The organism is Labrenzia sp. ATLA3 (assembly GCF_057180185.1).
The window spans coordinates 118572-139909 of the sequence record NZ_JBXUKV010000001.1; the positions used below are offsets into that span (position 1 = coordinate 118572).

Below are 21338 nucleotides of genomic sequence, written 5' to 3' on the forward strand. Positions count from 1 at the left end.
GCGCGCCCCGGATGTGATTTGCTAACGTTTGTGCCCTGTATGCAGCTTCCTCTCCATGAAGATGGAGTAGCGCGACATGCCGAAGCAGAAGGTCCAAAACACCAATGCGGCGAACAGGTAACCCGTGTGACCGGTGCTGGGGGTCGACCAGGTCGGGTCCGTAAAGGACGACTGGATCATGCCCAGAAGGTCGTACATGCCGACGATCAGAACCAGGGTCGTATCCTTGAACAGCCCAATGAAGGTGTTGACGATGCCGGGGATCACGAGCTTCAAAGCCTGAGGCAGAATGATGAGATACATCATCGGCCAGAACCGGAGCCCGAGCGCCATGGCGCCTTCGTATTGACCCTTCGGAATTGCCTGCAGGCCACCCCGAACCACCTCGGCCATATAGGCCGCCGAGAAAAGGGTCACCCCGATCAGCACGCGCAACAACTTGTCGAACGTCACGCCTTCCGGCAGGAACAACGGCAGCATCACCGAAGACATGAACAGAACGGTGATCAGCGGAACACCGCGCCAGAACTCGATAAAGATGATCGAGACCAGCTTGATGATCGGCATTTTCGACCGCCGTCCAAGCGCCAGAGCGATGCCGAGCGGTAGCGAGGCAACGATGCCGGTTACCGCAATGACAAGCGTAACGAGCAAGCCTCCCCAGACTGCTGTTTCCACAATCGGGAGAATAACCCAATCCCCGAAGACCAGACCGGTCAGAAGGTAGTAGGAAACTATCGGGAAGACGACCAGGAACAGGATCGCGTTCAATTTCTTGAATGGCGCGCTAGGCATCGCCAACGGCACAAGCAACGCCGCGAACAGGAAGTAGACGATGTTCACACGCCAGATTTCCTCGCTCGGATACCGGCCATAGATAAACTGCGGAAAGAAGGCTTCCACATAGGCCCAGCAAGCACCGCCATGGCCGCCATCCTGAGGCAGGCAGGCCTCGCGGTTACTACCGCTCCAGACAGCATCGATCAAAGCAAACTTGATCAAGGGTTCGATGAGCGAATAGGCAATCAAGATGCCGATTACCGTCAGAACCGTGTTTCCAACTGACGAAAACAGGTTCTGGCGCATCCAGCCGATGACACCGGTGGTCGAGATCGGCGCCGGCAGACGCGGCGCTTCCTCGGTTCTGATATGAAACAGATCAGTATTAGCCATTGTATGTGCCCCTTACCGTTCCACGAGTGCCATGCGCTGGTTGTACCAGTTCATGAAGGCCGATGTGATAAGGCTGAGCGACAGATAGACAGCCATCCATATACCGATGATTTCAATCGCCTGACCAGTCTGGTTGAGCACCGTACCGCCCATCGAAACAAGGTCCGGATAGGCAATGGCCACAGCCAGCGACGAGTTCTTGGTCAGGTTCAGATACTGGCTTGTCAGCGGTGGAATGATCACGCGCATCGCCTGCGGAATGACGACAAGTCTCAGGGTCGGTCCATTCCGCAGTCCAAGAGCATGTGCCGCTTCGGTCTGACCGTGACTGACTGCCTGAATCCCTGCGCGTACAATTTCTGCAATGAACGACGCCGTGTAGATCGACAAGGCAGCGGTAAGAGCCAGGAACTCAGGAATGATGTTCAATCCGACATTCAACTCGAAGCCCTGACGCAGGATCGGTCCGGTTTCAACGAAGTTCGGAAATTCCAGACCGATCGGCATGCCCATAACGAAATAGGTCAGGATGGGCAGCCCGATGATCAGTCCGACACCAGTCAGGAAAGCCGGAAACGGCTGACCGGTGGCTTCCTGGCGTTTGCGCGCCCAACGAGCCACGAAGATTGCAATCGCGATCCCGATGAGGAATGCGTAACCGACCCATTCAGACCCGGTTCCCATGATAGGTTTGGGTAGCCGGAGCCCGCCGATGTTCAGGTGAAACGTATCGAACAATGACCACTTTTCACGCTTTCCCGGGATCGACCGAAGCACCGCGAAGTACCAGAAGAAGATCTGCAGCAGAAGCGGAATGTTGCGGACCAGCTCGACGTAGCAATACGCCAGGCGATTAATGACCCAGTTGTTCGACAAGCGGGCGATACCGATGATAAAGCCGATCACCGTGGCGAAGAAGATGCCAACAGCCGCTACAAGCAGAGTGTTCAGGAAGCCGACAAAGATCGCTCTTCCGTAAGTCGATGTCTCCGAGTAGGAAACCAGAGACTGGTTGGTTCCAAACCCGGCTGTATTTTCAAGAAAGCTCCAACCGGAGGCGATATTCTGCCTCTCCAGGTTGGCTATCGTGTTCGTAACGATGACGTATCCCAAAGCCGTAATCGCGACGACCAGAACAATCTGGTAAAAGATGCCGCGGACTTTAGGATCGTTCAACAGCGAAGCACGCGCCGGCGCCCCCGCCGAGTCCTGCTCCATTACTGACATAAAACCTCGCCCAAGTTTTCACGAGAGAGCCCGGCACGAAGCCTCTCCTCAATCGTGTCTGATCCGCTTCCTGGCTGCGCATTGGCAGCACTCCCCTATCGACGGAAGCGGTCTGTTCCCCCACGCGGTTGCCGGCTTTGACGTCCGGTTTTTGTTGCGTGGAATTTATTGAGGGTTCCGGCAGAAATCCGCCGGAACCCCTTCAATCCTCAAACAAGGAGAGGATTAGCGGACCGGCGGAGCGTACATGAAGCCGCCGTCGTTCCACAGAGCGTTCACGCCACGGGAGATGCCGAGCGGAGTGTCCGGGCCAACGTTTGCGTTGAAGGACTCTTCGTAGTTGCCGACGTTCTTGATGATGGCGTAGGCCCAATCGTTAGGCAGGCCGATAGCTTCACCAAATGCGCCCTCGACGCCCAGAAGGCGTTTGACGGCCGGGTTGTCGGAAGACTTCATCTCGTCAACGTTTTCAGAGGACACGCCCAGCTCTTCTGCGTTGAGCATCGCGTTCAGCGTCCACTTTGCAATGTTGAACCACTCATCGTCGCCCTGACGGACAACCGGGCCAAGCGGCTCCTTGGAGATGATTTCCGGAAGAACCATGTGGTCGCCCGGGTTGGTCAACTTCAGGCGCTGTGCGTAGAGGCCGGAGGCGTCAGTGGTGTAAACGTCGCAACGGCCAGCGTCATATGCACCCACAACTTCGTCAGCCTTTTCGAAGGCAACGATTTCGTACGGCATGTTGTTGGCGCGGAAGTAGTCGGCAACGTTCAGCTCAGTGGTGGTACCGGTGTTGGTGCAGACCGAAGCCCCGGAAAGTTCCAGTGCGGAGGTCACGCCCAGGTCCTTGCGAACCATGAAGCCCTGACCATCGTAGTAGTTCACACCAGCAAAATTCAGGCCCAGCTGGGTGTCACGTGACATGGTCCAGGTGGTGTTGCGGGACAGAACGTCAACTTCGCCGGACTGAAGTGCGGTGAAGCGCTCTTTTGCAGACAGCGGAGTGAATTTCACGGCGGAAGCATCGCCAAACACTGCTGCAGCCATAGCGCGGCAGTAGTCAACGTCGATACCGGTCCAGTTCCCCTGAGCATCCAGATTCGAGAAGCCCGGCAGGCCCTGGCTCACACCACACTGGATGAAGCCTTTTGCCTTGACGTCTTCCAGCGTCGTTGCACCAGCAGCCGTCGTTACGGCGACTCCCATAGCAGCGCCGATTACGAGCGGAAGGAATTTGTTGGACATGGATATGCAGCCTTTATTTGTTACCCATAGTTTTATTATGTCGGGTTTGTTCGAAAGACATCTTCTCCGTCTCTTAATTGCGGACGGATGCCAGCCTTAACGGCTGCTTCCTCCAGACATCTTCCGTTCCACCCAACACTTCCATACGATGGCATTTAGCTGTTCGGGTCAAGTACTTGCTTCGGATATCTCGTCAAATTTCTCTAGGTATCCGCCATTTGCCATCGGCACGGATGCACAAACAGCGAACATGTCTAATTCGAAATCATTGAATGCCTAAAAAGGGTTCAATCCATTTGGGTGAGTTCTTAAGCGAGGTGCTGTTGACTGGAATTTCTTTGCTGAAAAATGCCTGCACCTGCGTCTGAAATGCCGGTTGCAGCCATGAGGCGAATGACTAAAGTGTGCCCGGGCGCACGGCTGCTCATGGCCGCGCCTTCCCACCACGCACTCACACTCAAGAGCTTTCATGTCTTCCACCAGCTCCAAGCAGCCATTGAAGCAAGATACCAAGCTTGCACATGCCGGGCGCGACCCGCTTGCATTTCACGGTTTCGTCAATCCGCCTGTCGTGCACGCTTCGACTGTCCTCTTCCCCGATACCAAAACCATGGTCACGGGCGCCCAGACCTACTCCTATGCCCGCAGAGGCACACCGACCTCCGATTCCCTTGAAGGCGCCCTGAAGGAGATCGAGGGAGCGGCTGGGGTCAAAATCGCAAATTCCGGGTTAAACGCTATCGCGCTGGCCATTTTGTCCTGCGTGAAGACCGGCGACCACATCCTGATCGCCGATACCGCTTACGGACCTACCCGCCATTTCGCCGACACGGTTCTCCCGGGTCTCGGCGTTGCCGTGACCTATTACGACCCGCGGATCGGTGCGGAAATCAAGACGCTGTTTCAGGACAATACGACCGCTGTTTTCACCGAAGCACCGGGCTCGCTCACCTTTGAGATGCAAGATGTTCCGGCGATTGCAACGCAGGCGCGCGCCATTGGGGCGACCGTTCTGATGGACAACACCTGGGCCAGCCCGCTCTACTGCCAGCCCCTGTCCTTTGGGGTAGACCTGTCGATCCAGGCTGGCACCAAGTATCTTGTTGGTCATTCCGACGCCATGCTCGGCACGATTGCTGCCAGCGAACGCGCCTGGGAGAAGCTGGACACGCTCTGTGGCGCCATGGGCTGTCATGTAGCACCGGACGATATCTACCTCGGCCTGCGCGGCCTCCGGACGCTTTCGGTGCGCCTTGAAAGGCACCAGCGCAACACACTGGCCGTGCTTGGCTGGTTGAAGGATCAGCCACAGATCGGCCGTATCCGGTATCCGGGCCTGGAGAGTGACCCCGGACACGAGCTTTGGAAACGGGATTTCTACGGCGCCTCGGGACTGTGCGCCTTTGATTTCAGCGAAGGGACGACACAGGAACAGGCTTATGCCTTCCTGGATGCGCTGACACTCTTCGGTCTCGGTTACTCGTGGGGAGGCTTTGAAAGCCTTGCAATTCCCGTTCGCCTGAAAGGCTCGCGCACGGTCACTCCGGTGAACCCGGATCTGCAATCCGTCCGCCTGCATATCGGCCTTGAAGACCCGCAAGACCTGATTGGCGATCTCAAGCAGGCTCTGACGAAAGCACTCGGTTAAACGAATGCGACCCAAAAAGCGGAGCGGCTCAGATCGTCGGGTCGTTCCGCTTTTCCTTGAAGATCAACCACAGATTTCGGAAATAGATCAAAAGCCCCAGTCCCTGCCCGGCAATGAACACAGGGTCCTTACGCTGAATGGCGTAGATCAACAGCAATGCCCCGCCTGCAATGGAAAAGAACCAGAATGCGACGGGCACAATTGAGCGACCGACCCGCTCGGACGCGATCCATTGAATCACGAAGCGCATCATGAACATCCCCTGGGCAAAGAAACCGAGGATGATCCAGAAATCGAATTGCGCGATGAAAACCGTGTGGATCCATTCGTAAAGAGCACTCATGTCTCACGTCCAGTCAGTGTTTTGGAAGGTCGGCGGGCTTCTCCACCCGGATTGGGGCAGTAATCAGGTCAGCGGCCGGACATCGGGAATTTTTTTCCGGCGTCGGCGCAGCCACCAAACACCGAAGAGATCGAGCACGCCAACAAGCGCCCTGTCGAAAATCCCGTATTTTGACGTCCCATGACGTCGTTGCCGGTCCTGCACGTCGATGTGTGTTACGCCGTAGCCTTCGCGGATCACCAGCGCGGGCAGGAAGCGATGCCAGCTATCGAAGTACGGCAGTTGCAGGAACACGTCCCGCCGCAGGGCCTTAAGGCCGCAGCCGCTGTCTCGGGTGTTGTCCCGCAGGATGGCGCCGCGCAGCTTGTTGGCGAATTTGGACGCGTACCGCTTGGCAACGCTGGCCTTGCGGCCAAGTCTCTGTCCGGCAGCAAGTGCGACAGCAGGCCCCGCTGCCTCGAGCGCGTCCAGCAGTGCCGGGATATAGGCAGGATCATTTTCACCATCGCCATCGATGGTCGCGACGACATCGCCCCTTGCATTCAAAAGACCGGTGCGCACAGCGCAGCTCTGGCCACAGGATTTCTCGTGCCTGACCGGTCGAAGCCAGTCATGGGTGGCCGCGTAGTCCTGCAACACGATATCCGTGCCGTCGGATGACCCGTCATCGACGACGATAACTTCGAAACGCCTGTTCTTGAGCGCTGCTTCGATTTCATCCAGCAGGATTGGCAGGTTCTCCGCCTCGTCCTTCGCGGGAACCACGACCGTGACAGCGAGCGTGCCTTTGCTGGCAGCCAGTGCCTCCAGATAGCTTTGTGTCATGCGCTTGTCCGTTCTGTCGTGTCTGCAACGGGGAGGTTGGCCTCCACACGGGCGGCGCCGCGCTGACCGCGCAGCACCTGCCACACCGCCCGCACACAAGCTTTGGCAGACAGGGCATTCATGTTGGGTTCAATCTTTCCGGAGGAAGACAGGTGAAAACCGATCCGGCGCCGGGCCATGGCGCGAACCGTGAAAAAGGTGAAGGTCATGCCCAGAAGCGTGCCTGCGATGACGTCACTTGGATAATGCGCACCGACCATGACACGACTGAATGCAAGCCAGAAGCCCGCCACAATGATGAGCCAGCGATAGGCAGGGAAAATAAACGCCAGCGCGGTTGCGAGTGCTGCAACTGTGGTTGAGTGGCCGGATGGGAAGCTGGTGAACGTGCCGTCGAAGGCCAGAAAGTCAAACCGGATGGGGCCAACCTCTTCGTAAAGCTTCGGACGGGCCCGACCTAGCGACCATTTGAAAGCGATTGCCAAAAGGCCTGTTGCGGCGACCGAATAGAAAATGAACGCTGCATAGGTGAACACGGCGCCAATCGCCATGCGCAGGCGAAATGCGTAACGCCCTGCATCCAGCGCCAGCAGATAGAGGCAGGCAATTCCGGTGGATGCCAGGATCCAGTCTGCCTTGCCGATGTCGGTAAAAGTCCGAAATGCTGCCCTGTATTCTCCCGGCAGGGAGCGCAGCCATGGATAGGTTGGCACGTCGAACGCGACGACCGCTATACCGACCGTCAGCAACAGGATTGCAAGGATATCCTGCGGCCTTTGCCCGGGAGGCAACGGATCCCTGTTGTGGCGCACACGTTCCTTGCGCCCGGAAAACAGTATGGCAGCGCGCCGGGAATTCCCGCGCATGCGCGCCAGAATATGCCAGACAAATTTACTGCTGTTGCTCATTGTCGTCTTCTGAAACCGCCGTCGGCACGGACTTGCGATACAGCCCGATGTCGACATCGTCCCCACCATTGATATTGAGGCCGTCTACCCTTTTTACCGCCTTCGGTACAAGACCAATCTCTTTTGCAGCAGCCAAAAACGCCGGTTCTTCCCGGCTTTCGATAGCGGCAATGCGGCAGGTGTCGGAATTATCGGCTTGAGTGGCCGCCAGGAAGGCTGCCGCGTCCTGCGCTGAAACAATCTTCGTCGTCGTCCCCTCCAGGAAAATGAAACTGGGTTCGTGAAAGCCTGTGGTCACGACCAGCCGCTTCGACTTGTCCGCGCAGCCGGGGATCTCGTCCATGGCAGCGACAAGCCGCGGGCTGACCCAGATAGGCGTGAGAGCCGGGCCGACGAAGCCCCAGAAACCGATGCTGACGCACACAGCAGTCAAACAGATGGCTGGATATGCATAGAGAGCCGGGCCGCGCAAAAGGCGTGATGCTGCAGCAACTGCGAAAACAGCCCCAAGAGAAAGCAGTACGGCGCCGGGAGGCGATGGCCAGGCTCCCAGCGCCACGGGACCGGCAAACGCGGCAACAGCCAAACCCACCGCGGGGACCACCAGCAGTACTGCAGCCACCCAACGCAGCCAGGTTTTTGCGGTGGCTCCGGCGCCTTCCATCAGGGCAGCGGCAACAGGCAACGCCAGGGCGGGCAGGAGTGGCATCGTGTAATGCGGCAACTTCGTTGCGACCAGTTCAAAGACAACCCAACTGGGAATGAACCAGGCCACGGCAAACGTTACCAGCGGGCTTTTCCGTTCTTGCCAGATGCGTGGCAGGGCGAGCAGAAAGAACGCCGGCAACGGCCAGAAAATGCCGAACATCGCTCCAAGATGGGTCAGAGGCGGCGCTCCATGGCCTTCCTGCCCCTGCCCGACCTTGCCAAGAAGATCCTTGCCAATCGCTTCGGTGAAGAACGTGCCGTCGGTCGCAAGCCAGATGGCAACGAACCAGGGGGAAACGAGCAGGACAAACCACAACACCCCGAGAAGAGGAGCGGTTCCCTTGAACCAGGCAACCTTCCGCTTCAACACCATGAGCCCCACCACCGTGAGGCCAATTACCATGGGTCCGACGGGGCCTTTGATGAGCACACTGGCCGCAAGAGCGGTCCAGAACAAAAACCCGAGCCCCCATAACCGTCTACCCGGGTCCTTCAGCCAGATTCTTGCAAGCGCACCCTGTGCGATGATGATCGTTGCAAATAGCGCCGCATCGGTTTTCGCCAGCCGAGCCTCAACCCCGACGATAATGGCCATCGCCACGAAACCGGCGGCCAGGAGCGCGCCGGCAGGCCCCATGAACGCCCGGGCAAGCCAGAAGGTCGCCAGAACACTTATCGTGGCGGCTATGATCGAGGGCAATCGATAGGTCCAAAGCGGTGCGTCCGCCCCCTGCCCGGTCAGTTTCACGGCAGCCGCCTGAAGCCAATAAATGCCGACAGGCTTTTTGTAGCGGGCCTGATCCTGAAAACGGATATCGATGTAATCGTTCGTTTCCAGCATCTGCTTGGTTGCCTGGGTGAAACGAGGCTCATCCCTGTCAAGCGGGGGCACGGTCCATTGGCCGGGAGCGAACAAAACAAGCGACAGCAACAACAACAGGAAGGGAGCCGTTATGTCATGCCCGAAAATGTGCAGCCAGACCGGCTTTCGAACCGGCACAGCCGGAGGACCGTCTGCCTTGTCTTTGCGTTCGGTATTCGCGGCAGAACCGTTTGCTGCCTCAGGCTTGTGATCGTCGCGCGTGTCCGGCATCAACTTTCTTGTCCAGTTCCTGCGTCCGGTTTCCTGCATTGGGCGGTCCGCACCAGTCCGCCCGTTTCTTAACGCTTCTCCTACATGAGCTTTTCAAAAAGGGAAACTAGTGCTTGCCCTCTTCAACCGCCCGGTTATCGTCCGAGCAGAACATCCACCTGACGAGTCACAAGGTTTTCCATGACATTGATCGCTCATATGACGGACCTGCATCTGCGTCCACGGGGACTGGCCTGCTATCGCGTCTCCGACACCAACATGCTTGCAGAGCGTGCAATCCGGTCGTTGAAGAGCCTCACCCCGAAACCCGACGCTCTCGTCATTACTGGCGACATTACCGATGGAAACGACCCGCGGGAATATGCGCTGGCGCGCTCCATTCTATCTCGCGTCGACATGCCGGTTTTTCTTGTTCCGGGGAATCATGACGGAACACAAGTCATGCGCCGAGAACTGGCAGGCTTTCCCGGTCTTGCTGACGGCCTGGAAGACAAGATCTGCTACACCGCTGATATTGGCGACATTCGTCTGATCGCTCTGGACACACATATTCCTAGAGATCCGAGAGGGCGGCTCGGGCAAGCTCAGCTTGACTGGCTCGACGGACAACTGAAAGAAAGCAACAAACCGACACTGATCGCCCTCCACCATCCCCCTGCGCTTTCCGGAATTCGTCACATGGACGATATCGGACTGGTGGATGCCGATGCACTTGCGGAAGTCATCTCACCACACAGACATGTTGCCCGCCTGCTGTGCGGTCACCTCCACCGCCCCATCATCGCAAGCTTCGCCGGAAAGATCATGACGCTTGCACCGAGCACGGGACATCAGGTCGTTCTCGACCTGACAGAGGACGGCCCGGCCATGTTCAACTTCGAACCGGCAGCTTACTTTCTGCATTATCACGCGCCTAAGACCGGTGTTGTATCTCACATGGCCTATGTGGAAGCCTTTCCAGGACCTCATCATTTTTACGCCGATGAAGGCGTCGTCTGGCCGGGAGATGAAGCCTGATGTCAGCAAGTGCCCTGCAAAAACACATTTTTTCAGCGTTCCTGTTGATCGTCTTTTCAGCGGCGCTCAGCGCCTGTGGCGCGCTGCCCGGGTCAAGCGAGCTGGAAGACAAGACCGTGCTGACAGACCAACCGGTCGACAAGGCTCAAATGCTGTCGATGATCAACACCTATCGCCAGCAAAAGGGGCTGCCCGCTTTGCGCCACGACCCGGAACTGGATGCGGTTTCCCAGAAAATGGCACGGCATATTGCCGAACGTGACAGCATGGACACCTGGGCACACAGTGCGTTCGGTCTGTCTCAGAGGCTCGATAAGGCGGGATACGCCAATTATGCGGGTGCTGAGAACCTCGGTGCAGGTTATGCGGATCTTTCAGCAGCGTTTCGCGGGTGGCAGGGATCCGAAGGACACAACAAGAACCTTCTCAACCCCTACGTGACGCGCGTAGGCATTGCCAGAACCAACCGAAACAATGGTAAGTGGCGCAATTTCTGGGTGATGACGCTGGCCCGTCCCTATGCGGATGGCCGGCCAACGGTCCGGTAAAGATTTTTCACGAAACGGGCGGACCGACACCCTTTAAGATAGGTTTCATCCAGATCACGGAGACCTCAGCCGTCCTCCGGATATCCTCGTTCCATACAAGGATGTGCGCTACTCGTGATTCATTAGAAACGCCTATGCGCCCTGCCAATCGCTCAAAACGGAAACGGCCGTGCAGCAAACTCTGTTTCCGTGGCGGGCGCGTTACGCAAACCACGTTCGATGACCCCATGGAATAGTCTTTTCTTTCCGAACCGTGGCTCCCAGGAGCAAAGTTCGTCAGACAACAGTTTTATGCAGGGTATCCCAAGGTCTTGGCGGGTTGCATCAAATTCCCAAAGACCGATCCCGCGTTCAAAGCAGCTTTGCAGCAAGGCTTCGAAAGAGAATGTCCTCTTCGCGGTCTCTTTGCCCAAGGACATCAGTTTCTTGAGCGGGAGGTCATCAAAAATCACGCGCTCTCTGGCATATGCCAGTTGCTTCGGCAGGGGGTCGGCAGATCCTGACGGACTGCCGGTGGCGGGATAAGCCTTAGTCATCAAAGACAGAGCGTTTTCTGATTGCAGCATCTCCTGAAGAGCGCTGACACATGCTTGCCCGATATCCCAGCCGGCGGAGGATCCAAACGCACAGCCTCGGCCATATCCGTCATGAGAAACGGCCATCACCACCTGAACCGGAAGGTCTGTCTCGACGTGATAGAGCCCCCAAGCCCGCGGTTGATCGTTCAGATATTGCGTAAGTTCAGGCGGAAGAACTTCCACCAAGAGACCTTCCGGCAGAAAGGTTATCCCCAGCCGGTTGTACCAAGCCTGCGCCACCGCATCGCGTTCAACGAGCTCAAGAAGTGCACGCTTTCGCGCGCCCTCAAGATCATGCCAGACAGCACATCCGACACTTGACGCAAAGGGCAAACGCCTGCCCGTCGCTTCATCGACCTCATGGAACAAAACACCCAAGCTCAAGCATTGCGCCTCCTCACCTGTTTGCAGGTTGCGAAGCTGAATTCTCCTGTCAGACAGACCACCCCAACCAGAGGGCAATTCACCCACATGCATCATGTTTTCGAAGGCTGTGCTCGCCTGACTTTCACTCAAGCCCATCAATGAAGCAAAATCTACCTGTGGTTGATTATGATCAAGCGCAACTACCCGATTGTCGCAAGCACCAAAACTACAAAGACTCAATCTTTCCGATAGCTCGCCAAGACAACTCAAAGCTGCAACTTGCTCTGTAGCCCCTTGTCCGCCGGCCGGAATTGCAGGAAACGGAGGCCCGCCCCTCGTCTCCCCAACACCCTGTGATTTGAGTAAACCGGTACAAAAACGCACCGGGCACCCTGAGCGTGAAAGGGGAACGAGCCTCGGGGCATATGTCGATAGGAGCTTGGAAAACAGATTCAGGTCAGGTTCAAGCACCCGGGTCCTGCCCGTCCCGCTCACGGCTTGTGTCGAAACGAGACCGAGCCGTGACAAATCTGAGAGAACGGTGCTGGAAAATTCAGTTTCAATACTCATTTTAACGACACTTCGAGCACTGGCGGGCCCAGACGCCAACGACCAATGTCTTCATAGCTTCTTTTACTACTACTCACCCTGAAATTGCACCCACCATATAATAACAATACCACCATTGAGTGAGTTCACTTCCACGTTCTACATTCTTCTGGAAAGCAGTCAATCAGTAGTAAATATACCCAATACATAACCATTTACTAAAGTTTGACCGAATTTCAAAAACGCCGGGCGGCCATCCCACCACCAGGCAGGATTCATTGCAACCTAAACTACCGGAGGCTCATTATGCACGCTGATACAACTTCCCGGAATGAACTGGAAATTGGCGCAAAACTTGGTGCAATTATCCAGAATGCAACGGCCCGTGAGCGTCTGGTTGCCAATCCGACTGAAGTGCTGGCCGAAGTCGGCATCGAGTCCGATGCCGAAATCTTTGCGGATACTGCCGACCTGGTTCACCTGGTCATTCCGGCACAAATCGATGCTGTTCGCCTCTCCGACGGCGATGAAAGCTATTATGAGGAACTCGGCAAGGCAGCTCTTGGCAACTGCTTCTACGAAGACATGCCGGAGTAACCGGCACGATCGTCACGACATTTCTCCGGCCTCCTTGCCTGGTGCAGGGAGGCCGCCGTTCTTCCGAGTGGATGCCACGATGGCCAGATTTCCCTACTATCAGAGCAACGTAAAAGAACTAGGCAGACTTATTGCCAAAGCGGCGACCGACGAGCTTTTTCGACGCGAACTCGAAAGAGACCCGGAGGGAGCACTGTCCCAAATCGGCTTACCCAAAGAAACTGTTGCACTGATGCGATTCAAGATCGTCGATCAGAAAAGCAATCCAAATGCAGTGGCATTGCCGTTTCGTCTGAACGACAAAAAACTGGAAAGCTCCAATGAGGAATACTTGAAGGGCCTGAGCGGAACATTCTCTCTAAATTGAGCCCGTCCCGTTAAAAAGGAACCGTTGCACCAAGGCAGCGCCTTTGTCGAAATCGTTCCGGACCTTTTCGTTTTGAAAGAAGTTGATCTTCTTTCTCCAGCTCTGCGGGTCTTGAGCAAGCACAGGCGAATTTTTCAACAAGGCGGTCCGGTTTTCTCCAAAGCGCTGCAGTGTTTGTATCGCCTCTTCTTCCCGACCCGAGCAAACAAGCGCTGCCACGCGTGTCGTCAATCCACTGATACCAACACCTGATCCACGCTCAATCTGCTTGATAGCGCTGTCGTAGTCTTCTGCTGCGAAAAAGATGTTGGCCAGGTACTCGTAAAACACGCGCGGGACGAAAGCGAAGAGCGAGAACGCTCTGTCTGCGGTTGCGCGCGCTTCGTTGATATCACCGGAAAAAGCCAACCCCTCAGCCACGGACATCAGGTTGGCCGGATCTGCGGAACTCAACCGGCCTGCGTTGTGGAACGCCCGCCGGGCTTCTTCAGGCATATTGGACAGGATAAGCGCCCAACCATAGACACGCTGATTGACGGCCTGCCAAGGATCAAGCCTGATCGATTTCTCGGCCAGATTCAGGAGATTGTTTTCTTCGCCGGCAAATGGCTTGTTCAGGAGCGGGAAATGAAGTTCCTGCTTCATGATGATCGAAGCCTTGCCCGCATAGGTCATCGAAAATGAGCGGTTTGTGCGTTCCAGCTCGTCCAGCAACCGCATTGCCTTTTCATCAGACTGTGGTGTGAAATCCCAAAGCAGGGCCTCTGCCTGACACCAGCGGGCAAAAACGGAAGTCTTGGCAGGATTTCGCAGCCTGTTGGTCGCGTGGTTGTGGATCCGGCTTACAATCTGGCTCGCTGCAGGGACCAGCCCATCCCAGAACTGCATATCGATGATTTCATTAAAGACAATTTGACCGTTGCCCCTGTCTTCAAACTGAACGACGACTTTGCCAGATCGCTGATCATGACGGAAACGCAGCATGTAGCTGCCGAGTTCATGACCTTCCATCAATGTCGGCTTAGGAATGTTTTCCTCGCCGAAATATTCAGATTCAAACAGCTCAAAGGAACGGAACGAAGACAGACCGGAGACGATTTCCTCTCTCAGGTGAATAGCGTCATTCAAGCCCTTTTTCATCAACGACGATGAGACAATGGATATCTCGGGCAACGGCACCTGGTCGTCATAGTTGGGCAGGAAACCTCTGTTGGTGGTGTTGCTCCCATCATTTGGCACGGAAGTAGATGCCGAAGCGCCGACGTCGTGCTCACTCAGCAAGTTCCGCGTCTCTTCATCGGGCTCTGCATCCAGTTGCAGCCGCATCTCCCGTTCGCACGACACCAACTGCTGTTCCGCACGTTCAATCTGACCCAGCATCACATAAAGACGGATGAGCACACGGTGGGCTGCTTCAAACGCGGGATCGAGTTTCAGAACGAAACGCGCCCCTGCCTCAGCCAGAACGCCGCCGTCATCAGTGGATATCCTGTTCAGATGCTTGAACGCGGCACTTATGAGTTCTGAGCGCACCCGCTCACGCTCAACCGTCAGCCACTCAGAAAACTCAGGATCAATGTCGTCGTAACCGGTCAGGAATTCACCGCGCCACAGTGCCTCCGCTTCTCGAAAATGAGCGGCCTTCCCATGCTCAAGAAGCGAATGGATGCGCATGAGATCGGAAGTGAAAGCGGAGGGGTCGAGCTGAATATGGCCAGCTGCAGACCTGACAACATCAATGCCCGCAGCCTCCTCGGCGGTCTTCAACTGGCGCAATGCCTGACGCAATGATTGCATTGCCTTGTGGCGGTCCGCAGCGCTCCACAGCAGGTCCGCCAAGGTTTCCCTTGGTGACGCCATGCCGCTCATGCGGCTCAGATACCCCATAATCGCCAGGGCCTTCCGCGTCTTTACCGCAACAGGTTCCTGGTCACTATTAAGGAGCAGAGGCCGCCCAAGGCACGCAAAGCAGAACGCGTTTGCCATTAATTCCCCGTAATTGAAATGCAGACTTTTATATGTTGCCGTTACGCAACCGCGAATATAATGCAACCTGAAACACAACAGCACCTTATCACGCTCATTTCACGCTGCAACAGCATGCTTTTATCGGATGGTCACAGCAGCGTTGCTGCAATCGGCAAATCTAATACTGGTGGGTAGTAAAAATGTCTAAGACCGTTAGCAAACCGGACCGTGCAGGGCTCGAGCAGGAACCTGCAATCGAAGCTATCAAGCGCATGATCCGGTACACGAAAAAAGAATCGGACAAGGACGGACGGACGTTCTGTTCCTATTTCCTGGATATGGCGCTTCAGTCCCTTGAGGATGGGTCTGAAGACGTGGACATGATCCTTAAAACCAAGATCACGCCGCTGATGGTTGGACAGAAGGTGGAAACGGCCAAGTCCGAGACACTCTGAACCTTCAATATGCTTGTGTTCTGACATGCCGCCATGCCCCTATATTGCAGGGGCTGGCGGTTTTTTTTGTTTTTCAGTGGATTTTCCGGCGCCTCCCACGACGAGCCTATCCGGCGAACTCGCGCACCCTTAAACAACCAGAACGGCAGCATTTCTGGCAAGTCGGCGGTAGTTTTCAAAGTATTTTCAGGGAGATGGCGACTCCGGCAGGATTCGAACCTGCGACCATTCGCTTAGAAGGCGAGTGCTCTATCCAGCTGAGCTACGGAGCCATTTTCAGCAATGGCAATCGTTCCACATCGGACCGCTTGCAATTGCAACCAGGGCCGGAAAGAAATCCGGCAAATTTGGATCGACCTGCTTGTCCGGAGGCAAAATCGATCCCGCAATTGCCTCGGTTGCCCTAATGCGACAAAACTCCGGTCTCTGTCGATCCGAAATTGCCGCTTTCAACAGACAATCAGGCCTCTACGGAGTTATCTCGCGACCGGATAGACAGGTTCAGTGTGTCCAGGGCGCTGAGCGGTTGAACTTGAAATTATCCGCATAGGCGGAACCACGCACCTTGCGTTCCTGCGGCTTTTCAATCCTGTGCGGAATGCCGTGGCGCTTCGCATAAGCGACAGCGTCTTCCGAAGTTTCGAAGTAAAGCCGGATTTGCTGCTTCATATCGGACGAAGACGTGTAGCCCATCAGCGGTTCGACGGATTTGGCGACCTCCGGTTCGTAATCCAGAACCCATCTCTGGGTCTTCGCCTTGCCTGACTGCATGGCGGTTTTAGCCGGACGGTAGATGCGCGCAACCATGTGACAGTGCCCTCAAGTCTGAAAGTGTGAGATGCAATTCCTTGCATCAGCTTTTTCCTGCCTTTGCCGCCGGTGTCAACACCGATATTGGCCATACCCCGCAATCTTTCTCCGGGAAGCATGTCAACCTCTCGAACAATCAAGCGTTAACGGTGTTGGCGGAGAGGCAGTTTATAACAATCTCGTAACATGACAGGGAAGCGCATTTCGTGCTATTAGCTACCCTTGCGTGAACTTGTCTTTACGTCGCCGACGTTCCGGAAACAGAACATGTTCCGTAATAAAAGTATCTAAGGGCCGGACAAAGCACTACGTCCTTTTCCCGGAAGAATACGATAAGGCTTTGACATGCATTACGAATTTCTAAAAAGACTGGAAAACTATGTTCCAGAACACGTGCAGCCGGTCCCGGCAGCGCCAGCCAATCTGAAAGATGCAATCGACGCAGCCAATCTCACCGAAATGTGGGATATGATCCTAGCGCTGGATTATTCTGTTTCAGACGCAGATGAACTCTCGCCGGAGAAACGCGATGAATTTATCAACGTCATGTCGCTGTTGCTAAAGGCCTTCGACCGGTAGGCTGACCCAAACAACCGTTGGCGAGCCGACAAATCAATGTGCTGAGCGATGTGAACTCATCCCGGTTCCAGCATACCAGAATCCGAGAGAGGAACGTGCTGACACGCCCCGACACTTATTTTTCGGAACTCGGTATCAAGTCCATTGAAAAGGGACTTGCCGATCCTGCTGTGTCTGCGTTCTACGACAGCATCATGTCGACAGACGCGAATCAGATCCAGCAATGTCTCAAACCGTTTCTACCGCAGTTGAGCCTCTGCTCGGACAAGATGCCCGACAACGCTCCGCCTCCAATTTTCTATGTGGGCAAGGAAAGCGGTCAACGGCATCTGTTTGGTGAAGATTGGGCAAGCCCTGCAAAATCCGCCTCGGGGCTGCGTACCCCCGACCCGGATCTGGAAGAGGCTTCGGCGGACGGATATCGCAAGGCTCTGGAGGGCACTCCCTACTACGGCTATGCCCGTACGAAGATTCAGGTCAACGGCGAACTGTACGAGATCGCATTCGAACGGCTGATCGTGGCAGTGCGGCCATCGGCGCACTCTGATCTTCGCTTTTGTGCCTATCTTGGCGTTATTCAGGATCTTCAGCGCACGTTCTGAGGATGAGTTTGACCAGGCCGTGAAGATCGCTTCGGGTCGCGTAGACCAGCCAGTCATCCGGCCTGATATGCCCGGGTGCAATTTCCCAATGAGTGCCGCGCGGCACGAACCGCCGGTAGCCGACTCGAATGCCGAAGCCCTTCTCGGCGCTTTTCGCAGCCATCAGTCCATACAGATAGTCCGGTGACCATTTCAGAAGGGACAGCAAGAAGCCCAGCTGGGTCAAGGGCTCTGCAAGGCCCTGCCCCCGTATGTCGCGCCGCAGCCAGAGATTGCCGTGATAGACGATCCGCCCGCGCATGAAATAAGCGTCATGCGCGTGGTCAGTTCCGAACCGGACCTGAGGATCGGGATCGACAAAGATCCGGCGCTGCTGCTGCTGCCAGTGTTCGGCCAGGCTCCGGTCTTTCAGGTCTTCGACCTTGGCAGCCTGGACTGACACCACGTTGCCGTGACTGTTAACGGCAGCCACCCAGAATGCAGTCGCCCCGTGCAGATCGAAAAACCGCGGAGAGAAATCTTCCATCAGGTACTTGTCTTCTGTCCCCCTGATGGTTTTTTCGAAAAGCGAAAAATCCGCGCTTTCCTTAAGGGAAAGCCCGGCCTTTTCAATTCTGGACTGCAGCGCGGCGATCGCCGCCGATACATCCAGCGTCGCCTGGTCGTCAGGATCCGGTATCATACACCCCATCCGGCGCAGCCTGCATGCCCTCGCAGACTGTGTCAGCTCCCAAGGCGTGAAAACGCCCATAGGAACAGTCTGTTGTTCTGCGAGAAGTTGCACAAGACGCGAGCGCAGCTTGGCCGTAGTTATCCCGGCCTTTAGACACAGCGCAGCCGGAGTCGCAGGGCTGTTCGTTTCCGAATGCCTGTTCACATGCGCGTGGAAGAATAGATTTTGGGAAGAGTGAGTGGTCGGGGCAGCAAGATTCGAACTTGCGACCCTCTGGTCCCAAACCAGATGCGCTACCAGGCTGCGCTATACCCCGATCCGTTGATTTGCTTGGGTTTATAGCTCTGACAGATGCCAGTCAAGCTAGAACAAACCATGAAAATTACGCCTTTGTGGACAAGAAGTGACAAGGGAGTACCGAAATATGTTCACTGCGTGTTCTGGAGAAGTGGAGCGTATCGCAACGCTGTGTTCCATTAAGACGTGCCAACCAAGTCTCAACACCGAACCTGGACGGTATCACGAGTCAAAAATGTGTTCGTCGGACACCAGTCCGATATACAAACTAGAAAACCTTGGTGAAAAACGCTACGGCTCCACAAAGTAAAACCTTTCAACTAAGCCTCTGAATCCAACAAAAAGGGCTCCACCTACTTTCTAAGTTACGAATATTAATACCTAACATATCTATTCCAAGATAACGAATCCAAGTCTCCCGATAGAGCCGACGAATTCTCTAGCGACAGAAAAAATATCTGTTGGGACCTTATGCAAATCAAAAATAAAGTAATTATTCAATTCCGTAAAAAATTCTTGATAGTCTGAAATGCCATCAAGCTGAATAACTAACGATTGACTCCAGTCAAAGTTGCTTAAATAAAATTTATTTTGATCAAATTGAGCTGATTCCGGAACTAATACAAGTGAATATTTTGGGATCTTGATATTTTTTTGCTTCCTTATTTCTTTTAGAGCGTAAGATGCGTAATTATAATTGTATCTCCTCACCAAATCTTGCGGAATATTTTCTATTCCTTCGTCAACTCCATCACCAAACCCAAAATGCAAAGCACTATCTAGATATACGTCTTCCACGTCTGTGGGGTATATGAACACGCCAACATTGGAAATATCTAGGCCGAACGTTTCCGGACTAAATATATTGGTCAGATCATCAGGAAAGGTGCTGATAAATGCATCGGTGATTAAAACTTTCGACTCAAAGTCTATGTTCCCCCGGTCCCTGAATAGTAAAAATGCATACATACCATAACCAACGTAAAACCTCTTAAATATTTCATGATTTGACGGGAGAAAAGCCCTAGTTACAATGTTTATTTCTATTGATTTTGTTGAAAAGCAATCTTCTAAGGCAGCACTTGGAAGAATTGGTGTATGCCCATAACCGCCGCCTCCACCTACTTCAAAATCTACTACATTCAGGCCTGAAACAATATGCCCATTAAAAGATAGAATAACATCTCTTCCGCCTCGACTGAAATCTGCATACCCACAAAAATTCACCTCCAATAACCCTGCAGCACCAACTCTTTCATACTTAATACAATCCAGTTCGCTCAGATTGGTCGGAATATCGGTTTTTAGTCTCATCTCACTTATATCAAAATTGAAAATGTACATTCCACCATCAGGAAGATTAATCGTAACATCTCCTAACTCGGGAACTTCCGTGGCCCAAAAATCCGACGCGATCGATTTATCCTGCAATAGTACTGCAGAGAAGATTATCGAGAAAACAATAGAAATAAGAAATCGGCCAATTCGTTCTACGATTATTCCCAAAAATAGTATAATAACAAAAAGTCCTATTACTTCATACTTATTCAATGGTGAGTTTAGAACTATATCAGCATAGAGCCAAGCAAGAACTGTTAGTGATATTGCCAAGCCAAGTGAAAACTTCTCTCTTTTCGCAATTTCCACAAGACTAGATATAATTGGCTTTGCTAGATCACTCACTTTATTACTCTCCCATTATTTAGAATATAAAAACTATTTCAAAATATTCGAGAGGTTTGATTTTTTTCTATAAGCAGACTGTAACCGCAGTCAAAAAAAGAAATGTAATTAGGTACTTTCCAGCTGAGTTCGGGCTCTTGTCAAGAAATTTGATCCTAGGCTTCAGACCCATAAACCAGCTATGCAAATCAGTTGAAGCTTGATTCAAGCTCCTGAACAGGAGTTAGATGATGTCTGATGGGTTCTTCTGGCTCAGCAATGAGCAGTTTTCGAAGTTGGAGCCGCTTTTGCCGACCGATACGCGAGGCAAGGCCCGTGTCGATGACCGCCGGGTGATCAGCGGCATCATTCATGTTCTGAAGTCGGGTGGCCGTTGGATCAATGCGCCGGAGGTCTACGGGCCGAGGAAAACCCTCTACAATCGCTTTGTCCGCTGGTCGGAGAAAGGTGTCTGGACAGGGATCTTCGATACACTGTCCCAAACCTGCGGTCCTGTTCTGGAAGTGATGATCGACAGCACGGCCGTTCGGGCGCATCGGGTCGCCCATGGCGGCAAAGGGGAGCTCAAGCCCATGCCCTGGGCCGAGCTCGTGGTGGTCCGGGAACCAAAATCCACGCCCTGAGCGACAACAAGGGACGCCCAATCGCCTTCCATCTGACGGGAGCCAACGTCTCCGACTTCACAGGAGCAGAAGCACTCATACCACTTGTTCCGGCAAACGGCGTTCTGCATGGCGATAAAGGCTAAGACAGTAACCGGATCCGCCGAACTGTCGAGGCGCGTGGTTCATTGCCGAACATCCCGCCCCGCAAAACACGCAAATGGAAAAACTGTTTCTCGCCATACCTTTACAAGGGCAGAAACGTCATCGAGAGGATGTTCGGCAGGCTTAAGGAGTTCCGCAGGATCTCAACACGCTATGACCGCAACGCCAGAAACTTTCTGTCGTCCCTCTGCCTCGCGGCAACCGTATGCTACTGGTTATGAGTCCGAAGCCTAGTTTAGGCAAATGCAGAACCGTTAGGCTTAAAAGATGCCGTACTCACGCAAGACCAATGATGAGGATGCTCGTGAAGAA

The 21338-nt window shown here is 54.4% G+C and carries 20 protein-coding genes, 2 tRNA genes and 1 pseudogene; 9 read left to right on the forward strand and 14 right to left on the reverse strand.

The features are described 5' to 3' along the window. Positions 1-21 precede the first annotated feature (21 nt). The 3 genes from AC2A6O_RS00555 to AC2A6O_RS00565 form a co-directional block, all read right to left on the reverse strand. Positions 22-1173 (reverse strand): amino acid ABC transporter permease, encoded by a 1152-nt coding sequence (locus AC2A6O_RS00555; RefSeq protein WP_148587045.1) that lies wholly within the window; start codon positions 1171-1173, stop codon positions 22-24. Positions 1174-1185: 12 nt separating this feature from the next. Then, complete coding sequence (locus AC2A6O_RS00560; protein WP_205514333.1) at positions 1186-2391, reverse strand: ABC transporter permease subunit; 1206 nt, start codon at positions 2389-2391, stop codon at positions 1186-1188. 234 nt (positions 2392-2625) lie between these two features. Next, positions 2626-3645, reverse strand: coding sequence for an amino acid ABC transporter substrate-binding protein (locus AC2A6O_RS00565; protein ID WP_209001323.1), 1020 nt, complete (start codon positions 3643-3645; stop codon positions 2626-2628). A 469-nt stretch (positions 3646-4114) separates the two neighbouring features. Here AC2A6O_RS00565 and metC point away from each other — a divergent pair, with 469 nt between their 5' ends. Then, positions 4115-5293, forward strand: a complete 1179-nt coding sequence (gene metC / locus AC2A6O_RS00570; protein WP_498925334.1) for a cystathionine beta-lyase — start codon at positions 4115-4117, stop codon at positions 5291-5293. A 28-nt stretch (positions 5294-5321) separates the two neighbouring features. Here metC and AC2A6O_RS00575 read toward each other — a convergent pair whose 3' ends face one another. The 4 genes from AC2A6O_RS00575 to AC2A6O_RS00590 form a co-directional block, all read right to left on the reverse strand. Beyond that, positions 5322-5636: a lipid-A-disaccharide synthase N-terminal domain-containing protein gene (locus AC2A6O_RS00575; protein WP_148587048.1), complete on the reverse strand. Its 315-nt coding sequence runs from the start codon at positions 5634-5636 to the stop codon at positions 5322-5324. 63 nt (positions 5637-5699) lie between these two features. After that, on the reverse strand, positions 5700-6461 hold the full coding sequence (locus AC2A6O_RS00580) for a glycosyltransferase family 2 protein (protein ID WP_148587049.1): 762 nt from the start codon (positions 6459-6461) through the stop codon (positions 5700-5702). Next, positions 6458-7369, reverse strand: coding sequence for a phosphatase PAP2 family protein (locus AC2A6O_RS00585; protein ID WP_498925335.1), 912 nt, complete (start codon positions 7367-7369; stop codon positions 6458-6460). Before AC2A6O_RS00585 ends, AC2A6O_RS00580 begins: the two co-directional genes overlap by 4 nt. Next, a complete protein-coding gene (locus tag AC2A6O_RS00590) occupies positions 7353-9170 on the reverse strand; it encodes an ArnT family glycosyltransferase (protein WP_498925336.1) in 1818 nt (605 codons plus the stop codon). Before AC2A6O_RS00590 ends, AC2A6O_RS00585 begins: the two co-directional genes overlap by 17 nt. Before the next feature lie 180 nt (positions 9171-9350). Between AC2A6O_RS00590 and AC2A6O_RS00595 the strand changes: the two genes are divergently transcribed. Together AC2A6O_RS00595 and AC2A6O_RS00600 are read left to right on the forward strand one after the other, a co-directional pair. Then, positions 9351-10187, forward strand: coding sequence for a phosphodiesterase (locus tag AC2A6O_RS00595; RefSeq protein ID WP_209001324.1), 837 nt, complete (start codon positions 9351-9353; stop codon positions 10185-10187). After that, positions 10187-10735 (forward strand): CAP domain-containing protein, encoded by a 549-nt coding sequence (locus AC2A6O_RS00600; RefSeq protein ID WP_498925337.1) that lies wholly within the window; start codon positions 10187-10189, stop codon positions 10733-10735. Before AC2A6O_RS00595 ends, AC2A6O_RS00600 begins: the two co-directional genes overlap by 1 nt. Positions 10736-10887: 152 nt before the next feature. On the opposite strand, the gene AC2A6O_RS00605 is transcribed toward AC2A6O_RS00600, so the two are convergent. Next, the gene (locus AC2A6O_RS00605; protein ID WP_498925338.1) at positions 10888-12249 is read right to left on the reverse strand and encodes a YcaO-like family protein; all 1362 of its coding nucleotides are present in this window, start codon (positions 12247-12249) and stop codon (positions 10888-10890) included. Positions 12250-12534: 285 nt separating this feature from the next. On the opposite strand from AC2A6O_RS00605, the gene AC2A6O_RS00610 reads away from it, so the two are divergent. Together AC2A6O_RS00610 and AC2A6O_RS00615 are read left to right on the forward strand one after the other, a co-directional pair. Continuing rightward, on the forward strand, positions 12535-12825 hold the full coding sequence (locus tag AC2A6O_RS00610) for a hypothetical protein (RefSeq protein ID WP_148587054.1): 291 nt from the start codon (positions 12535-12537) through the stop codon (positions 12823-12825). 79 nt (positions 12826-12904) lie between these two features. Further along, on the forward strand, positions 12905-13192 hold the full coding sequence (locus tag AC2A6O_RS00615) for a hypothetical protein (protein ID WP_498925339.1): 288 nt from the start codon (positions 12905-12907) through the stop codon (positions 13190-13192). On the opposite strand, the gene AC2A6O_RS00620 is transcribed toward AC2A6O_RS00615, so the two are convergent. Further along, the gene (locus tag AC2A6O_RS00620; RefSeq protein WP_498925340.1) at positions 13184-15061 is read right to left on the reverse strand and encodes a BTAD domain-containing putative transcriptional regulator; all 1878 of its coding nucleotides are present in this window, start codon (positions 15059-15061) and stop codon (positions 13184-13186) included. The two genes, AC2A6O_RS00615 and AC2A6O_RS00620, sit on opposite strands and share 9 nt — an antisense overlap. 299 nt (positions 15062-15360) lie before the next feature. On the opposite strand from AC2A6O_RS00620, the gene AC2A6O_RS00625 reads away from it, so the two are divergent. Continuing rightward, positions 15361-15615, forward strand: coding sequence for a hypothetical protein (locus tag AC2A6O_RS00625; protein WP_148587057.1), 255 nt, complete (start codon positions 15361-15363; stop codon positions 15613-15615). Positions 15616-15810: 195 nt separating this feature from the next. On the opposite strand, the gene AC2A6O_RS00630 is transcribed toward AC2A6O_RS00625, so the two are convergent. Beyond that, positions 15811-15887 (reverse strand) — tRNA-Arg (locus AC2A6O_RS00630). Positions 15888-16116: 229 nt separating this feature from the next. Next, a complete protein-coding gene (locus tag AC2A6O_RS00635; protein ID WP_148587058.1) occupies positions 16117-16422 on the reverse strand; it encodes an ETC complex I subunit in 306 nt (101 codons plus the stop codon). A gap of 348 nt (positions 16423-16770) precedes the next feature. On the opposite strand from AC2A6O_RS00635, the gene AC2A6O_RS00640 reads away from it, so the two are divergent. Next, positions 16771-17004 carry a hypothetical protein gene (locus AC2A6O_RS00640; protein WP_148587059.1) on the forward strand — a complete coding sequence of 78 codons (234 nt, stop codon included), beginning with the start codon at positions 16771-16773 and terminating at the stop codon, positions 17002-17004. A gap of 95 nt (positions 17005-17099) precedes the next feature. Further along, positions 17100-17606 carry a hypothetical protein gene (locus AC2A6O_RS00645; RefSeq protein WP_498925341.1) on the forward strand — a complete coding sequence of 169 codons (507 nt, stop codon included), beginning with the start codon at positions 17100-17102 and terminating at the stop codon, positions 17604-17606. On the opposite strand, the gene AC2A6O_RS00650 is transcribed toward AC2A6O_RS00645, so the two are convergent. The 3 genes from AC2A6O_RS00650 to AC2A6O_RS00660 form a co-directional block, all read right to left on the reverse strand. Next, positions 17578-18288 (reverse strand): hypothetical protein, encoded by a 711-nt coding sequence (locus tag AC2A6O_RS00650; RefSeq protein ID WP_498925342.1) that lies wholly within the window; start codon positions 18286-18288, stop codon positions 17578-17580. The genes AC2A6O_RS00645 and AC2A6O_RS00650 overlap by 29 nt on opposite strands. A 230-nt stretch (positions 18289-18518) precedes the next feature. Beyond that, positions 18519-18595 (reverse strand) — tRNA-Pro (locus AC2A6O_RS00655). 371 nt (positions 18596-18966) lie between these two features. Then, on the reverse strand, positions 18967-20259 hold the full coding sequence (locus tag AC2A6O_RS00660) for a hypothetical protein (protein ID WP_498925343.1): 1293 nt from the start codon (positions 20257-20259) through the stop codon (positions 18967-18969). Between the two features lie 230 nt (positions 20260-20489). Between AC2A6O_RS00660 and AC2A6O_RS00665 the strand changes: the two are divergent. Further along, positions 20490-21247, forward strand: a pseudogene (locus AC2A6O_RS00665) (IS5 family transposase). Positions 21248-21338 lie beyond the last annotated feature (91 nt).

Excerpts from the sequence above, each read along its gene's own strand:
- AC2A6O_RS00625 (WP_148587057.1), top strand. The coding sequence starts at position 15,361 with ATGTCTAAGACCGTTAGCAAACCGGACCGTGCAGGGCTCGAGCAGGAA.
- AC2A6O_RS00605 (WP_498925338.1), bottom strand. The coding sequence starts at position 12,249 with ATGAGTATTGAAACTGAATTTTCCAGCACCGTTCTCTCAGATTTGTCA.
- AC2A6O_RS00615 (WP_498925339.1), top strand. The coding sequence starts at position 12,905 with ATGGCCAGATTTCCCTACTATCAGAGCAACGTAAAAGAACTAGGCAGA.
- AC2A6O_RS00555 (WP_148587045.1), bottom strand. The coding sequence starts at position 1,173 with ATGGCTAATACTGATCTGTTTCATATCAGAACCGAGGAAGCGCCGCGT.
- AC2A6O_RS00640 (WP_148587059.1), top strand. The coding sequence starts at position 16,771 with ATGCATTACGAATTTCTAAAAAGACTGGAAAACTATGTTCCAGAACAC.
- AC2A6O_RS00620 (WP_498925340.1), bottom strand. The coding sequence starts at position 15,061 with ATGAGCGGCATGGCGTCACCAAGGGAAACCTTGGCGGACCTGCTGTGG.
- AC2A6O_RS00650 (WP_498925342.1), bottom strand. The coding sequence starts at position 18,288 with ATGATACCGGATCCTGACGACCAGGCGACGCTGGATGTATCGGCGGCG.
- AC2A6O_RS00590 (WP_498925336.1), bottom strand. The coding sequence starts at position 9,170 with ATGCCGGACACGCGCGACGATCACAAGCCTGAGGCAGCAAACGGTTCT.
- metC (WP_498925334.1), top strand. The coding sequence starts at position 4,115 with ATGTCTTCCACCAGCTCCAAGCAGCCATTGAAGCAAGATACCAAGCTT.
- AC2A6O_RS00575 (WP_148587048.1), bottom strand. The coding sequence starts at position 5,636 with ATGAGTGCTCTTTACGAATGGATCCACACGGTTTTCATCGCGCAATTC.
- AC2A6O_RS00635 (WP_148587058.1), bottom strand. The coding sequence starts at position 16,422 with ATGGTTGCGCGCATCTACCGTCCGGCTAAAACCGCCATGCAGTCAGGC.
- AC2A6O_RS00595 (WP_209001324.1), top strand. The coding sequence starts at position 9,351 with ATGACATTGATCGCTCATATGACGGACCTGCATCTGCGTCCACGGGGA.
- AC2A6O_RS00565 (WP_209001323.1), bottom strand. The coding sequence starts at position 3,645 with ATGTCCAACAAATTCCTTCCGCTCGTAATCGGCGCTGCTATGGGAGTC.
- AC2A6O_RS00600 (WP_498925337.1), top strand. The coding sequence starts at position 10,187 with ATGTCAGCAAGTGCCCTGCAAAAACACATTTTTTCAGCGTTCCTGTTG.
- AC2A6O_RS00610 (WP_148587054.1), top strand. The coding sequence starts at position 12,535 with ATGCACGCTGATACAACTTCCCGGAATGAACTGGAAATTGGCGCAAAA.
- AC2A6O_RS00580 (WP_148587049.1), bottom strand. The coding sequence starts at position 6,461 with ATGACACAAAGCTATCTGGAGGCACTGGCTGCCAGCAAAGGCACGCTC.
- AC2A6O_RS00585 (WP_498925335.1), bottom strand. The coding sequence starts at position 7,369 with ATGAGCAACAGCAGTAAATTTGTCTGGCATATTCTGGCGCGCATGCGC.
- AC2A6O_RS00560 (WP_205514333.1), bottom strand. The coding sequence starts at position 2,391 with ATGGAGCAGGACTCGGCGGGGGCGCCGGCGCGTGCTTCGCTGTTGAAC.